Below are 12,436 nucleotides of genomic sequence, written 5' to 3' on the forward strand. Positions count from 1 at the left end.
CCCTGATCCTGGTCCCTGTCCGGCGCTAGCCGACCTTCGCCGAGGCCGCCGGATAGTCCACGTAGCCACGCGCGCCGCCGCCGTACACGTGTGCCACCGGCGGCGCGGCGAGCGGCAGTGCCTCGGCGATCCGCGCGGGCAGGTCCGGGTTGGTGATGAACAGCCGGCCGAAGGCCACCACGTCGGCGAGTTCGGCGGCGAGCAGTCGCTCGGCCGTCCCCGGGTCGACCGGCGTCGGGCCGTTGTGGTTCGCGATCAACGTGCCGGACCAGCGCGGGCGCAGGTCGGCGAGCGCGTCGTAGTCGCCGCGCTCCAACACGTGCAGGTAGGCCAGGCCGAGCGGGTCCAGCGCGTCGACCAGCGCCCGGTAGGTCTCGCGCGGGTGCGACTCGCGAATCTGGTTCTCCGGGTTGTCCGGCGAGATCCGCAGGCCCACCCGGTCCGCGCCGATCTCGGTGGCGACCGCGGTCACCACCTCCAGCACCAAACGCAGTCGGTTCTCCGGTGAGCCGCCATAGCGGTCGGTACGCAGATTGGTGTTCTCGGCCAGGAACTGCTGGAACAGGTATCCGTTGGCGCCGTGGATCTCGACCCCGTCGAACCCGGCCTCGATCGCCCGGCCCGCGGCGCGCGCGAACGCGGCGACCACGTCCCGGATCTCGGCGATGGTCAGCGCACGCGGCGTGACGTGCGGCAGCAGGCCCTCGCGGGTGAAGATCGGCGCGTCGGTGATCGGCACCGCCGAGGGGGCGGTCGGCGTCGCGCCGTCCAGGGTCACCGGGTGCGTCATCCGGCCGACGTGCCACAGCTGGGCGAAGATCCGGCCGCCCGCGTCGTGCACCGCGGCGGTGATCTCGCGCCAGCGCGCGACCTGTTCGTCGGTCCGCAGGCCCGGGATGCCCGGGCCGGACTTGCCCAGGGGGTGGATCGAGATCCCCTCGGTGATCAGCAGACCGGCGCCGGCCCGCTGGGCGTAGTAGGCGGCGGCGTGTTCGCTCGGTACGCCGGTGGTGTCGTCCGCGCGGCCCCGGGTCATCGGGGCCATCGCGATCCGGTTGGGCAGGTCCAGTACGCCGTGCCGGTACGGGGTCAGCAGCGGGTTCGTGGTGGTGGTCAACGCGGCTTCCGTTCGTCGGTGTGGTCGGTGTGGTCGGTCGCGCGGGGCGCGGATCGCGCGGTCAGCGGTCGAGTGCGGTGACCTCGACCTCGATCAGCCAGTCCGGCCGGGCGAGCGAGGAGACCTCCAGGAGGGTGTCCGCCGGATACGGCAGGGACAGGAACTCCTCGCGCAGCACGATCACGTCGTCCAGGTTCTCGGCCATGTTCCGGACGAAGATGCCGACCTTGACCACGTCGGCGAGGGTCGCTCCCGCCTCTGCGAGCACCCGTTCCACGTTGCGGAAGGCCTGCCGGCCCTGTTCCAGGAAGCCGCCCTCGACGGTGCGCCCGTTCTCGTCGAAGCCCGCCTGCCCGGACACGAAGATCAGGCCGCCGGCCCGGATGGCCTGCGAAATCTTGTACGGCTCGTACCAGTCCGGCGTGGTGGCGACCCGGCGGATCGGGGCGGCGGCGTCGCGTGCGGTGGAGATGGTCACGGTGGCTCCCGGATTCAAGAGGTGCACACCCTCAAGAAGGTGCATGCACATACATTGTTTGCTTGCGCATGCATAATCTGGCACTACATGTAATCTGCTGTCAACAGCGGTCTCCCGCCATGTCGCTCTGCGGCCGACGGGAGCTCGACCGGGCCGGTCACTCGACCGAACCGCACTGGTTCAACTCGACCGAACCGCACTGGTTCACTCGACCGAACCGCGAAAGGGGACGGTGCCATGGACGCCAAGCTCTGGGAGCAGGTCGTCGTGCTGCATGCGCGCGTCGAGCACGACCTCGGCAGGGCCCTGCAACGGCGGCACGGGATAGGGCTGTCCGAGTACCGCGCGCTCTCCCGGCTCGCGGTCGCCCCCGACGGTGAGCTGCGCATGCAGGAGCTCGCCGACTCGATCGGCCTCAACCAGAGTTCGGTCAGCCGACTCGCGGTCCGCCTGGAAACCGACGGCCTCACCCGACGCGACCTGTGTCCGAAGGACCGCCGAGGGGTGTACAGCGTGATCACCGACGAGGGGCGCACCCGGCTGACCGAGGCCGGCGCCACCTACGCGGAAGCACTGACCGCCGCACTCGCCAGGGCCGCCGCCGATCCGCAGCTGGCGGACGTGGCGGCGGCCCTGGGCGCGATCCCGGTCGCGGTGTGACAGCGATCGGGCCGGTCCCGGCAGGATCCGCCGGGCCGGGCCCGCTCGCTCAGCGACCGGCCAGGAAGCGGCGCTGGTCGCCGAGGTAGCCGGGGGCGAACAGGTCGCGCGGCGCGAAGATCGCCGTGAAGTACGTGTCGAGCCGTGAGTCCTCGATGTCCTTCCGCACCATGGAGTGCGCCGCACCCGGGTAGTGACGCACCGTCAACTCGGCCCGTCCGCCGAGCAGTCGGCGATACTCCGTCTCGGTCTCCGCGACGTCCACGTTCACGTCGTGCCCGGCCAGCATCAACAGCACCGGCACCCGCACCCGAGCCAGGTCCGCGCTCGCGTCCACGGCGAAGTTCTTGCGCACGAACGCCCACCGGTCCGCCGGCATGTCCGCCGCGTCGCCCAGCGCCGCACGGTACTGCTCGTGCGTCGCGCCCTCCTGGATCAGCTGCCGGGTCCGGTCGCTGCGCCGCACCTCGTCGTCGATCCGGGCCTGCGACGCGTGGTCCGCCCGCAGCTCGGCCAGCAGGTTGTAGCGGCCCTGGCGCAGCCAGTTGATCGCGGGCGAGACGGCGATCACGAACCGCACGTCCGGGGTGCGCGCGGCCACCTTCGGCACGACCCAGCCCGCCTGACTGGCCCCCCACAGCCCCACCCGCGCGTGGTCCACGTCCGGCCGGGAGCGGCTCCACGCGATCGCCGCCTCGGCCTCCCGGACCCGGTCGTCCATGCTCTGGTCGAGCCAGTTCCCGGGCGTGCCGTCCACTCCCGGCTTGTTCCAGGAGAGCGTCGCATAGCCGGCCCGGGCGTAGGCCTCCATCTGCGGCCGATAGAAGCCGTCGTTGGTGGCGTTCATCGCGCCGTCGCCGTGCACCAGGACCACCAGCCCGTACGGGCCGTGCCCCCGAGTGGGCTTGGCCAGCACGCCGTCCAGCCGCTGCGCCCCGTCCTGAAAGGCGATCCGTTCCTCATCGAGGTCGTATGTGTTCGCGTAGTCCGCGTACACCGCCGCGCCCACGCCGACCAGGAGCAGCAGGGCGACGATCGCGGCACCGATGGTGAGCCCGCGATGGCGTCGCATGGTGGATCCGAGCTTCATGCCTTCGTCTCCTTCGCACGGCATCACGCGGCTCGTGCCGCATCGCTCCACTTGGCAAAAACTATCGCGACCAGAACGCCCGTGTGTCAAACGAACGTTTCGCGTATGCTTGCTTCCGGCGAGCCCGGCATGATCGCTTCGGAGCCGAGCAAAGCGTCGGCGCGTCCGAGCCGGAGCGCCGAGACCGACCCGGCCCGACCCCTCACACCCCCGGAGACAGCGATGGACCAGGCAGACGAGCCCAACGCGGGAACAGGTTCGGATCGCCCGGCCCCCGGCGCCCCGCACATCCGACGCGGCCTGCCGCCCGACGCGCGCCGCCGGGCGGCCGAGTTGTACTGGGAGGCGTTCGGCCGCAAGCTGGGCGCCGCGCTGGGTCCGCCCGAGACCGGCATCGCCTTCATCGCCGAGCACCTGAACGCGGACCGCGCGATCGCCGCGACACAGGGCGGCGTACTGGTGGGCGTGGCCGGCTACACCCACGCCGGACGCGGCTTCACCGGCGGCTCCGCGCGCGATGTGCTGCGCACGTACGGTCGCCTCGGCGGCCTGCACCGGGTCGCCATCCTGGCCCTGCTCGAACGCCGGCCGAAGCCGACCGAGTTGGTGATGGACGGGATCGCCGTCGACCCGGACCGACGCGGCCTGGGCATCGGCAGCCGGCTGCTCGACGAGGTCGCCGCGCTGGCCCCCGAACTCGGTTGCCGACACATCCGACTCGACGTGATCGACGTCAACCCGCGCGCCCGCGCGCTCTACGAACGACACGGCTTCGTGGCGACCAGAACCGAGCACACGCCCTATCTGCGCGGACTGATGGGCTTCGCGGCCGTGACCACGATGATCCGCCCGGTCGGATCCGGCCCGACCGGCACGCGCGGGTGAGCACCGAGGGCGCATCGCCCCGCTCGTATGCTCGGGGCATGCCAGGAACACCCGGATCGGGCCCGGTCGAGATCCCGACCCGCACCCTCGTCCACGCCATGGTGCGGCCGGACGGCAGCGTCGACACCGGTGAGCTGTACACCGTCGCGAACGTGCTCGGGATGACCGACCAGCAGGTGCGGCTGTGCATCAAGCGCCTGGTCGCCGAGGGCCGGTTCACCCACCGGGGGCGTGGCCGCAAGGCGGTGCTGAGCGCATCCGAGGACACGTTGCGCACCCTCGAGCCCGGCGTCGAGTTCGTCCGCTACGCGTTCCGCCAGGATCGCGGCCTGGAACCGTGGGACGGCGTTTGGCGGTTGGTCGCATTCGCGATCCCGGAGTCCGCACGCTCCGCGCGCGACGCGCTGCGCGACGCGATCCTGCGCCTGGGCGGCGCACCGTTGCAGGGTGGGCTGTACGTGTCCGCGAACGAATGGACCGAGTTGATCTCGGCCGAGGCGCACCGCCTGGGCGTGGCCGACGCGATCACCCTGCTCACCAGCCGGGACCTGCGGATCGGCTCGCTGGACCGGCCGGCGGAGCTGGCCGCACATCTGTGGCCCCTGACCGAGTCGGCCGAGCGCTACCACCGGCTGATCGAAGTCGCCCGACCCCGACTGGCCCGACTGGAATCGGCGGATGCCGTCGACGGCATCGAACTGCTCACCATCGGCGTGGAGTTGACCGTCGAGTTCGGTCGCGCGATGGAGCCCGACCCGCTGCTGCCCCCGGAGTTGCTCCCGAACCCGTGGCCCGGCCGCCAGGCTCGCGAACTGGTGTCCCGAGCGTGGGCGGCGGTAGCCGACCGGGACCACACCGGCGCAACCCGGCGGCTGTATCGCATGTACGAGGACGTGGACTTCCGCTGATCCACGTGCACTCTGGCGCCGTTGAAGGCACGACAAACGAGACCGCAGCCCGCCAGTCAGCTGGATGAGCGGCCGAACGTGCGTCCGGGCCGAGCTGAACGCGATCCCCAGGCGGGACCCCCTCCCGGCCTGATTCGGCAGCAGGGAGGGGGACTTGGTCAGGGTCGTCGGCAGTTACGTCAGACCGCGCGCAGCGCGTCCAACAGCACCATCCAGGACGCGGGGGTTGCGATCAGGTGGCCGGCACTCGGGTCTTTCGAGTCACGGACCGGGACGACCGCGAAGCCGGGGGCGACTTCCACGCATGCGCCACCATCCGAGTTGCTGTAGGACGCCTTGAGCCATGTCGCGGCGCTCAGGTCGAGGGTAGTGGTCATGGTCGAAGCTCCTTGATTGCCGCCGTAATTAGGGCCGTCGACTCCTCAAGCGAGGCGGATTCGACGCGTAGCCGATCGTATGCCCGGCGGTGGATCCTTACCCCGTTCGGGTCTTCGAGTAGCTGCCCGTTGACCAGCCCTTCGAAGTACGCCGCTTGGCCGTCGTCAGGCAGCGTGAGCAGGATCAACGGACCATCAAGCCCGCACCTGGTTCCGCGTGTGAAGGGCGCGACCGAGAGCACCGAGTCCTTCGTGTCCAAGAGCGGTAGCAGTCGTTCGAGTTGCTCCCGCATCACGGCTGGACCGCCAACGATTCGCCGGATGACCGCTTCGTCGAGCACGCCTGAGAGGTAGGGCCGATCGTCGCCACCGAACCGGGCTTGACGACCCATTCGCGCTTCGACTTCGCGCTCGATCCTGTCCTCGGACCACTCGGGATGTCCCGCGACGAACAGGGCGCGGGCATAAGCCGGAGTCTGAAGCAAGCCCGGCACTACGTACGGCGCGTACTCGGCAATCTCCTGTGCCGCACCTTCAAGCCGCATGTAGTCGCGATACCTGTCCGGCCACATCTCGTCTTTGACCACGTCCCAGAGCACGGCGAACATCCCCTGCGTCTCCATCAGTTCGTCGAGCTTCGCAGGCAACTCGGGCGGGATGGGGCTGCCGTTCTCGTACCGCGACCATGCCGACGTCGAGTACCCGTGCGCGGCTGCCATGTCGGCAAGCGTCAAGCCTTTCCGCTCGCGCTGCGCTCGGATCGCGAGTCCGAACCGATGCAGCCGTTTCGCGCCATCGGGGGCGGCTTCGAATCGCACGGGGTGCCTCTCTTTCCCATCGAAATCCGGGACGGGCGCTCACTCCCGAGTGGTACGACGCCGCGTCACGATCGGTGTACACACAGCAGTCAAGCGCGCGAAGCGTGAGGAGCGCAGCCGAAATGCGAGACTCGACACCGGACAGCCGAAGCCCGAAACGTCCCGCCGCCAGTGGCCGGATGTGGCTTGCGGTCTACCACGTCGACCAGACCGGAACCCGCATGGTCAAGCCACCCGAACTGTTCACGGCCGGCTCCGCGTCCTGGCCGTTTGGCGACGGACACATGTTCCCGGACCCGCCGTGCAAGTGCTCGCCGGAATGCCGATTCCCGGACCCCTGCAAGCCGCCGCGAGCACTCCCGTAACTGCTCTGGTGGCAACGCGCCGCCGAGCAGCGCACCTTCGACGCCATGTCCGACCGCGCCGGCGTGCCCGTATACCGGTCCGACGGCCGTATGGCGGGTTGACGACAGCACCGGCCCGGCGCTCAAGGGCGATCCACCCGCCTGCCGCGTCACCAACCTCGCGGGCGAATAGCCCTAACCCACGACAAGGCGTCACCCAACACCTCGCCGCCATCCACATCCGGTCAGCGGGGTGATCCGGAAGAAGCGTCCCGGAGTGTCTCGACGAAGTCGCGGACCGTCCCGCGATGGTCGTCCGCCCGCCAGGCGAGTGCCAGTTCGCTCGGGCTCAGCCCGCTCACCGGGATCGCCACCGTCCCGGGCCGCTGGTAGATCGCCGCGTTTCCGGCCGCGATCAGGACGATTCCGCTGCCCTCCTCCACGGCCGCGAAGGTCTCGTCGGCGTTCGACACCGTCGCCCCCACCCGCACCGGCCGCCCCTCCCGATGGTCGATCGCCAACCAGTAGTCGCGCAGCGGCCCCGCGGCAGGAGGCAGGGCCAGGAACGGCTCGTCCAGGAGTTCCGCGAAGGCGACCTCCGAGCGCCCCGCGAGCGGATGATCCTCGCGCACCACCACGCACCTCGGCTCGGTCGCCACCACCCGCGTCGCGAACGCCTCCTGGTTCGGCAGCGGCAACCACACCAGCGCGACGTCCACCCGCCCGTCGGCCAGTCCGGCCGTCGCGTCGTCCCAGTCGATCTGCCGAATCTGCAGGCGCCCGTTGGGCCGCCGCACCGCGTACCCCTCCCGCGCCCGCTGCAACAACCCGCGACCCACGCTCGTGGACAGTCCCACCCGCAACGACGCGGCCTCGGCCGCGACCGCGTCGCCCACCACCCGCTGGGCCTCGTCCCAGCAGCGGATCACCTCGCGCGCCGCCGGCAACAGCGCGGCGCCGGCGGTGGTGAGCGTGACGGCTCGGCGATCCCGGTCGAACAGGCGGGCCCGAAGCCCCTCCTCCAACTGGCGTATCTGTTTGCTCAGCGCCGGTTGCGACACGAACAATCGCTCCGCGGCCCGGGTGAAGTTGAGCTCTTCGGCGATCGCCACGAAGTACCTGAGATCTCGCAGGTGCGTGTCCATAGCCATTGGTTATCACAACCGGTCTTGGACCCGGCCTGGCCGCTCACCCGACGATGGCCGCATTCCCGACGGAGAAGAAGAGGAAGTCCCCATGCGATATCGCTTGTTCGGCAACACCGGTCTGCGCGTCTCCGAGCTGTTCCTGGGCGCGATGACCTTCGGCGGCGAGGGCACCGTCGGCGCGGGGCTCGACGAGTGCCGCCGGATGGTCGACGTGTACGCGGACGCCGGCGGCAACGTCGTGGACACCGCGATCAACTACCGCGACGGCGAGAGCGAGCGGATCGTCGGCGAAGTACTCGACGGCCGCCGCGACCGGTTCGTGCTCGCCACCAAGTACACCGTCACCCGCGACCCCGCCGACCCGAACGCCGCCGGCAACCACCGCAAGAACCTGACCCTGTCGCTGGAGACCAGCCTGCGCCGACTGCGCACCGACTACATCGACGTCTACTGGGTGCACCTGTGGGACCGGCACACACCGATCGAGGAGACCATGCGCGCCCTCGACGACGCGGTCCGCGCCGGGAAGATCCTCTACATCGGCATCTCGGACACCCCTGCGTGGGTGGTCAGCCGAGCCAACACCCTCGCCGAGTGGCGCGGTTGGACGCCGTTCGCCGGGCTCCAGGTCCCGTACAACCTGCTCAACCGCGACATCGAGCGCGAACTGCTGCCGATGGCCGAGGACTTCGGCCTCTCGGTGGCCGCGTGGGGGCCACTGGCGAGCGGTGTGTTGTCCGGCAAGTTCACCCGTCCCGGCGGCGCCGAGGCCGGCACCCGGGTCGCGCCCGACTCGCTCGGCGAGCGCGACCACACCGCCGCCCGCGCGGTCCAGGACGTGGCCGACGAACTCGGCGCGACCCCGTCGCAGGTGGCGATCGCCTGGACCCGGGCGCACTCGCGGGCCGTGCATCCGATCATCGGGGCGCGCTCGGCCGGGCAACTGCGCGACAACCTCGGCGCGGTGGACGTCGTGTTGCCCGAGGACGCACTGCGCCGACTCGCGGCTGCGACCGACCACACGGCCGGATTCCCGACCGACTTCATCGCCGCGACCAGCCCGTGGGTGTTCGGCGACACGTTCGACCGCCTCGACGGGCGTCTCGACGGGCGGCGCTGACCCGATGGCCCACGCCACCGAGTCCACGACCGACCGGGGCCGCCCAGCCGCCCCGATCTCGCTGGTCACCGGCGCCAACCGCGGCATCGGGCACGAGGTGGCCCGCCGGTTGGGCCTGCTCGGGCACACGGTGCTGCTCGGCGCCCGCGCGGCCGCGGCCGCCGAGTCCGCCGCACGCGAGCTGTGCGCGGCGGGGCTGGACGCCCATCCGGTGCACCTGGACGTGACCGACCCGGCCGGCGTCCGGCGCGCCGCCACCGAGGTCGAGCAACGCTTCGGCGGCCTGGACACGCTGGTCAACAACGCCGCGATCAGCTACGACACGTGGCAGCGCGCGACCGACGCCGACCTGGCGGTCGTGGTCGAGGCGGGCGAGACCAACCTGTACGGGCCGTGGCGCACCGTGCAGGCGTTCCTGCCGCTGCTGCGCCGCTCGGCGCATCCGCGCATCGTCAACGTGAGCAGCGAGGCCGCGTCGCTGACCAACATGGGAGGCGGCACACCCGCGTACACGATCTCCAAGGTCGGTCTCAACGCACTCACCCGCATGCTCGCGGCCGAACTGCGCCCCGACCGAATCCTGGTCAACGCCGTCTGCCCCGGCTGGGTGGCCACCGACATGGGCGGCCCCGGGGGTCGCCCGGTGGAAGCCGGCGCCGCCGGCATCGTCTGGGCAGCCACCCTCCCCGACACCGGCCCCACCGGCGGCTTCTTCCGAGACACCCACCCCCTCCCCTGGTAACCCCCGCCCGGCCCAACCCACTCATCCCACCCGGCCCCGAGCCCACCCGAGACCGTGAAACCATCGTCGTCCCACACGTGTGCGTCGAGGGAGTGATCGTGGAGGTCGAGCAGTTCGCCGTGGTGGTCGGGGAGCGCATGGGGCGCCCCCGCCGCAACGAGCGTCGATCCCGCGGCGAGCGCCTGTTCGACGCACTGCGCGAACTGGTCGAGGGCGGGGACCTGCTCGCCGAGACCAGGCTGCCCTCCGAGCGCGCGCTCGCCGAGGCGCTCGGGTTCAGCCGTGGCACGGTCGCGTCGGCCTACCTCTCGCTGAACCGCGTCGGCCTGATCGAACGCCGCCACGGCAGCGGCTCCTACGTGCGCCCCGGCGGGCGGCCGACCTTCGCCCGCTGGTTGCGCGAGGGCGCCATCGTGGTCGACCTGGCCAAGGCGGCCGTCCCCGACGCGTCGCTGCTGCCGAACACCGCGCTGCGCGTGGAGGATCTGCTCGACGCGCGTCCGCAGGACGGGTACGCGCCGGCCGGCGACCCGCGTCTGCGCGCCCTGATCGCCGCACACGAACTGCCCGCCGGGTTCGCCGCCGACGACATCGTGGTGACGTCCGGTGCGCAGCAGGCGATCCACCTGGTCGCCGACGCGTTGCTCGGCCCCGGCGACCGGATCCTGGTCGAGCCGACCACCTATCCCGGGATGCTCGCGGCCGGATACCGCTTCGGCGCCGAGGCGATCCCGGTACCGGCCGATCGCCACGGCTTCGACCCGGATGCACTGCGCGCGGCGATCCGTCGACATCGCCCCGCGTACGTGTTCTCGCTGCCGGTGCACAACCCCACCGGCGCGGTCGTGTCGGCCCGGCGCGCGAAGGCGATCGCCGAGGTCGCCGCCGAGGAAGGCGCGCTGCTCGTGGAGGACCGCAGCCTCGCCGATCTCGCCGACGGCCCGGTGGCCTCGGCAGCCGAGCACCTGCCCGAGGGCACGGTCTGCCTGGGCACGTTGTCCAAGACCACGTGGGGCGGCCTGCGATTGGGCTGGGTCGCCGCGCCGACCGCCGTGCGGACCCTGCTGATCGAGGCCAAACAGCGCACCGACCTGGCCTCCTCCACCCTGGACCAGCAGTTCGCCATCCACCTGCTGCGCGACCCGGGCCGCGCGAAGCGGGTGCGCGAGTGGTCCGCCACGCTGGCCTGCCGGCGCGACCACTTCGCCGCCGAGCTCACCGAGCACCTGCCCGAGTGGGAATGGACCCTGCCGCGCGGCGGCCTGTCCCTGTGGGCCCGCCTGCCCGGTGTCGACGGCGAGGAGTTCGTCGCAACCGCCCTGCGTCACGGCGTCGCGGTCTCCCCCGGTGCGGTCTTCGCCCCACTCCCCGACACCGCCGCCGACCGCATCCGCCTCAGCTACGCCTGGCGCGAACCGGTCCTGTCCCAGGCAATCGAACTCCTCGTCAAGGCGTGGCACGAATCCCGCTAGACACCCGCCGACCGCGACCCACCCCCACCCCAACTCCCCGGCCCGGCAAGCCGCCCCGGCCCCGCTCGCGCCCCCCACGTCACCCCCGCGCCAAGCGGCACACCGCCATGTCCGCATGCCGGATCGGCACTAGTGGCCCAATACCGATAGGGCTAATGTGCCACTCACCAAGTGGCTCATCGAGTTGTTCATCAGTGATCCACTTGCCCGGCAGACCCGACCGGCGCCGCCGCAGGGCGCGAGCGCCGGACGCGACCACGCACGCGAGCACACGAGGGCGGGAGCAGCGATGGCACTGACCGAAGCGGACTGGATCTGGATGGGCGGCACGCTCGTGCCGTGGGCGGACGCGAAGGTGCACGTCCTCACCCACGGGCTGCACTACGGCACCGGCGTCCTGGAGGGCACCCGGGTGCACCTCACCCCGCGCGGCCCCGCGGTGTTCCGGCTCGACGAACACCTGCGCCGGTTCCGCGACAGCGCACGTATCGTGGGCTTCGAGGTGCCCTACGAGTTGCCCGCGCTGCGCGCCGCGACGGTGGAACTGGTCGCCGCCAACGGGCACTCCGAGTGCTACCTGCGCCACCTCGCACACATCGGCTACGGCGAGATGGGCCCGGCCTTCCGGCCCGAGATGGCCGTCGAGGTGAGCATCGCGGGCTGGGAGTGGAACGCCTACCTCGGCGACGAGTCGGCCGAGCGCGGCATCCGCCTGGCGACCAGTTCGTGGCGGCGCAACGACCCGAACGCGCTGCCGCCCGCGGCCAAGGCCACCGCCGGCTACCTCAACTCGGCGCTGGCCAAGACCGCGGCACTGCAGGCCGGTTACGACGAGGCGCTGCTGCTCAACGCGGACGGCTACGTCAGCGAGTGCAGTGCGGCCAACGTCTTCGCGGTGCGCGACGGCATCCTGTACACCCCGCCCGCGAGCGCCGGCGCACTGCGCGGGATCACCCAGGACACCGTGCTCACGCTGGCCGCCGATCTCGGTCTGCCGGTGCGCGTCGAGAACCTGCTCCGCTCGGACCTGTACACCGCGGACGAGGTCCTGGTCAGCGGCACCGCCGCGGGCGTGGTGCCGGTGGCGTCGCTGGACGACCGCAAGGTGGGCACCGGTCCGGTCACCCGCAAGCTCCAGGCCGCCTACACCGCGGCGGTCACCGGTACGGACGAGCGGTACGCGCACTGGCTCACCCACGTGCACGGGTGACAACGGGCCGAACGGGTCGTAACAGGTACGCAATATGCCCCTAATGGGCGAACTTACCCATATTGAT

General features: G+C 71.2%; 13 protein-coding genes. 7 read left to right on the forward strand and 6 right to left on the reverse strand.

Going from position 1 to position 12,436, the window contains the following annotated elements:
* Positions 1-25: 25 nt before the first annotated feature.
* The gene (locus ACFZBU_RS26040; RefSeq protein ID WP_391586065.1) at positions 26-1,117 is read right to left on the reverse strand and encodes an alkene reductase; all 1,092 of its coding nucleotides are present in this window, start codon (positions 1,115-1,117) and stop codon (positions 26-28) included.
* A gap of 61 nt (positions 1,118-1,178) precedes the next feature.
* On the reverse strand, positions 1,179-1,640 hold the full coding sequence (locus tag ACFZBU_RS26045; RefSeq protein ID WP_391586066.1) for a RidA family protein: 462 nt from the start codon (positions 1,638-1,640) through the stop codon (positions 1,179-1,181).
* A gap of 192 nt (positions 1,641-1,832) precedes the next feature.
* Between ACFZBU_RS26045 and ACFZBU_RS26050 the strand changes: the two genes are divergently transcribed.
* Complete coding sequence (locus tag ACFZBU_RS26050; RefSeq protein ID WP_391586067.1) at positions 1,833-2,255, forward strand: MarR family winged helix-turn-helix transcriptional regulator; 423 nt, start codon at positions 1,833-1,835, stop codon at positions 2,253-2,255.
* Positions 2,256-2,304: 49 nt separating this feature from the next.
* Here ACFZBU_RS26050 and ACFZBU_RS26055 read toward each other — a convergent pair whose 3' ends face one another.
* A complete protein-coding gene (locus ACFZBU_RS26055) occupies positions 2,305-3,345 on the reverse strand; it encodes an alpha/beta hydrolase family protein (protein WP_391586068.1) in 1,041 nt (346 codons plus the stop codon).
* 222 nt (positions 3,346-3,567) lie between these two features.
* Between ACFZBU_RS26055 and ACFZBU_RS26060 the strand changes: the two genes are divergently transcribed.
* Positions 3,568-4,230, forward strand: a complete 663-nt coding sequence (locus ACFZBU_RS26060) for a GNAT family N-acetyltransferase (RefSeq protein ID WP_391586069.1) — start codon at positions 3,568-3,570, stop codon at positions 4,228-4,230.
* Between the two features lie 38 nt (positions 4,231-4,268).
* Entirely contained in the window at positions 4,269-5,138 is an 870-nt protein-coding gene (locus ACFZBU_RS26065; protein ID WP_391586070.1) for a PaaX family transcriptional regulator C-terminal domain-containing protein, read from the forward strand.
* Positions 5,139-5,317: 179 nt separating this feature from the next.
* On the opposite strand, the gene ACFZBU_RS26070 is transcribed toward ACFZBU_RS26065, so the two are convergent.
* From ACFZBU_RS26070 to ACFZBU_RS26080, 3 genes are all read right to left on the reverse strand, one after another.
* On the reverse strand, positions 5,318-5,515 hold the full coding sequence (locus tag ACFZBU_RS26070; protein WP_391586071.1) for a DUF397 domain-containing protein: 198 nt from the start codon (positions 5,513-5,515) through the stop codon (positions 5,318-5,320).
* Positions 5,512-6,333, reverse strand: coding sequence for a helix-turn-helix domain-containing protein (locus ACFZBU_RS26075; RefSeq protein ID WP_391586072.1), 822 nt, complete (start codon positions 6,331-6,333; stop codon positions 5,512-5,514). Before ACFZBU_RS26075 ends, ACFZBU_RS26070 begins: the two co-directional genes overlap by 4 nt.
* Before the next feature lie 589 nt (positions 6,334-6,922).
* Positions 6,923-7,822, reverse strand: coding sequence for a LysR family transcriptional regulator (locus tag ACFZBU_RS26080; protein WP_391586073.1), 900 nt, complete (start codon positions 7,820-7,822; stop codon positions 6,923-6,925).
* Positions 7,823-7,913: 91 nt separating this feature from the next.
* Here ACFZBU_RS26080 and ACFZBU_RS26085 point away from each other — a divergent pair, with 91 nt between their 5' ends.
* The 4 genes from ACFZBU_RS26085 (at position 7,914) to ACFZBU_RS26100 (ending at position 12,369) form a co-directional block, all read left to right on the forward strand.
* Positions 7,914-8,945 carry an aldo/keto reductase gene (locus ACFZBU_RS26085; protein ID WP_391586074.1) on the forward strand — a complete coding sequence of 344 codons (1,032 nt, stop codon included), beginning with the start codon at positions 7,914-7,916 and terminating at the stop codon, positions 8,943-8,945.
* A 4-nt stretch (positions 8,946-8,949) separates the two neighbouring features.
* Positions 8,950-9,687 (forward strand): SDR family NAD(P)-dependent oxidoreductase, encoded by a 738-nt coding sequence (locus tag ACFZBU_RS26090; protein ID WP_391586075.1) that lies wholly within the window; start codon positions 8,950-8,952, stop codon positions 9,685-9,687.
* A 98-nt stretch (positions 9,688-9,785) separates the two neighbouring features.
* Positions 9,786-11,159, forward strand: coding sequence for a PLP-dependent aminotransferase family protein (locus tag ACFZBU_RS26095; RefSeq protein ID WP_391586076.1), 1,374 nt, complete (start codon positions 9,786-9,788; stop codon positions 11,157-11,159).
* Between the two features lie 289 nt (positions 11,160-11,448).
* Positions 11,449-12,369 (forward strand): branched-chain amino acid transaminase, encoded by a 921-nt coding sequence (locus ACFZBU_RS26100; protein WP_391586077.1) that lies wholly within the window; start codon positions 11,449-11,451, stop codon positions 12,367-12,369.
* Positions 12,370-12,436: the final 67 nt, after the last annotated feature.

Source organism: Embleya sp. NPDC008237 (genome assembly GCF_042956465.1).
Classification (GTDB): domain Bacteria; phylum Actinomycetota; class Actinomycetes; order Streptomycetales; family Streptomycetaceae; genus Embleya.

Excerpts from the sequence above, each read along its gene's own strand:
- ACFZBU_RS26045 (WP_391586066.1), bottom strand. The coding sequence starts at position 1,640 with ATGCACCTTCTTGAGGGTGTGCACCTCTTGAATCCGGGAGCCACCGTG.
- ACFZBU_RS26050 (WP_391586067.1), top strand. The coding sequence starts at position 1,833 with ATGGACGCCAAGCTCTGGGAGCAGGTCGTCGTGCTGCATGCGCGCGTC.
- ACFZBU_RS26055 (WP_391586068.1), bottom strand. The coding sequence starts at position 3,345 with ATGAAGCTCGGATCCACCATGCGACGCCATCGCGGGCTCACCATCGGT.
- ACFZBU_RS26060 (WP_391586069.1), top strand. The coding sequence starts at position 3,568 with ATGGACCAGGCAGACGAGCCCAACGCGGGAACAGGTTCGGATCGCCCG.
- ACFZBU_RS26065 (WP_391586070.1), top strand. The coding sequence starts at position 4,269 with ATGCCAGGAACACCCGGATCGGGCCCGGTCGAGATCCCGACCCGCACC.
- ACFZBU_RS26070 (WP_391586071.1), bottom strand. The coding sequence starts at position 5,515 with ATGACCACTACCCTCGACCTGAGCGCCGCGACATGGCTCAAGGCGTCC.
- ACFZBU_RS26080 (WP_391586073.1), bottom strand. The coding sequence starts at position 7,822 with ATGGACACGCACCTGCGAGATCTCAGGTACTTCGTGGCGATCGCCGAA.
- ACFZBU_RS26085 (WP_391586074.1), top strand. The coding sequence starts at position 7,914 with ATGCGATATCGCTTGTTCGGCAACACCGGTCTGCGCGTCTCCGAGCTG.
- ACFZBU_RS26090 (WP_391586075.1), top strand. The coding sequence starts at position 8,950 with ATGGCCCACGCCACCGAGTCCACGACCGACCGGGGCCGCCCAGCCGCC.
- ACFZBU_RS26100 (WP_391586077.1), top strand. The coding sequence starts at position 11,449 with ATGGCACTGACCGAAGCGGACTGGATCTGGATGGGCGGCACGCTCGTG.